Here is a 1,872-nt window from a genome sequence, read left to right as displayed (position 1 = left end):
AACGGCGCGCTGGCTTTCGACGAGATCCAGGACATCCTCAGATTGGTCGCCACCGACAGCGTGGTCCGCGACCGCGAACTTGCGATTCCGCTCGACCGCGCGCGAAGCGCCGCGGCGAAGAACACCGGCGGCAAAGGTCTGGAAGCCGGCAAACACATGCCCGCCGACACTTTGTACGTGCATGTGCGCATCGGGCGGCTCGCCGATGATCTGTTCGCGATTTTCCTATCCGATATGAGCGAGCAACGCCGTTTCGAAATCATGCGCAGGGATTTCGTCACCAACGTCTCCCATGAGCTGAAAACGCCTGCCGGCGCGATCTCACTGCTTGCCGAAACCATCGGCGACGCCTCCGACGACCCCGATGCGGTCAAGTATTTCGCCGGCCGTATCTCCAAGGAATCCCAGCGGCTGACGGAATTGGTCCATCGTCTCATCGACCTGCAGAAGGCGCAAAGCGCCACGGCGATGCTCGATACGCAGCGCCTGTCCGCATTGGACGTCGCGCGCGAGGCCATCGCGGAAAACCAGGTGAAGGCGGATTCGAAGCACATCGCGCTGGTGCTGTCCCTCAACGGCAAGACCATGCCTGTGGAAGATGGCGATATCGCCGCGGATTCCGCAGAATCTGCGGAATCCATCGATATCGAAGCCGACCCCGACACCATCAAAACCGCGGTGAAGAATCTGGTGGAGAACGCCGTCAACTACTCGCCGGAGCACACCACGGTCACCGTCGCGGTCGGCAACGGCTCCGGCAAGAACGCCGACAAAGTGACGATCCGTGTCGTGGACCAGGGCATCGGCATTCCGGAGGATTCTCTCGACCGCATTTTCGAACGGTTCTACCGTGTCGATCCGGCGCGTTCGCGCGAAACCGGCGGCACCGGTCTGGGCCTTGCCATCACCAAGCATTGCGTGCAGGATTGCGGCGGCACCATCGCCGTCTGGTCGCATGAGGGCGAGGGGTCGACCTTCACCATCACGTTGCCGAAGGCCCCGGCCGTCGGCGCATCCGGTGCGACGGCGGATGCCATGACGGACGCGACGACGCATGGCGCGGCCGCCGGCGTCCCCGCGGCTTCCGCCGCCGATGCCGTTTCGACTTCCGACGCCGCGACATGGGAACCAAAACGTAGTCCCAATACCACAGAGAACACAGAGGAGAACCACTGATGACACGTATTCTGATCGTCGAGGACGAGGAATCGTATCGTGAACCGCTTGTATACCAGCTCACCCGCGAAGGATATGACGTTTTGGCCGCGGCGACTGGCGAAGAGGGACTGGAATTGTTCACCAAGGGCGGCGTCGATCTCGTGCTGCTCGATCTGATGCTGCCCGGACTCGACGGCACCGCGCTGTGCCGCCGCATCCGCGAGCAAAGCCGCGTGCCGATCATCATGCTGACCGCGAAAAGCGCGGAAATCGACAAGGTCGTCGGCCTGGAAATCGGCGCCGACGACTACATCACCAAGCCGTACTCCTTCCGCGAGCTGCTGGCCCGTGTGCGCGCGGTGCTGCGCCGCAGCCAGATGGTGGCGGAGGCCTCGGAATCCCGTGACGACGACATTCCGCTGGTGTGCGGCGACATCGCCATGAAGATCGGCCAGCATGAGGTGACGGTGCGTGGGGAGAACGTCTTCTTCCCGCTGAAGGAATTCGAATTGCTCGAATACCTCATGCAGAACAAGGGGCGTGTGATGACCCGTCACCAGCTGATCGACCGTATCTGGGGCTCCGATTACGTCGGCGACACCAAAACGCTCGACGTGCATGTCAAGCGCGTGCGTTCGAAGATCGAAGTGGATCCGTCGCATCCCAAATATCTGACCACCGTGCGCGGATTGGGCTACAAAATCGACGAACCCA

The 1,872-nt window shown here is 62.0% G+C and carries 2 protein-coding genes; both read left to right on the top strand.

From position 1 onward, the window contains the following. The coding region (locus B3C64_RS03840) for a sensor histidine kinase (protein ID WP_291533856.1) at window positions 1–1,176 on the top strand (1,176 nt) is incomplete at its 5' end. Further along, the coding region (locus B3C64_RS03835; protein ID WP_291533854.1) for a response regulator transcription factor at window positions 1,176–1,872 on the top strand (697 nt) is incomplete at its 3' end. The genes B3C64_RS03840 and B3C64_RS03835, both read left to right, overlap by 1 nt.

Source organism: Bifidobacterium sp. UBA6881 (assembly GCA_002451435.1).
Classification (GTDB): Bacteria; Actinomycetota; Actinomycetes; order Actinomycetales; family Bifidobacteriaceae; genus Bifidobacterium.
Note: the sequence above shows the minus strand (reverse complement) of the source record. Positions and strands in the feature narration are given on the sequence as shown.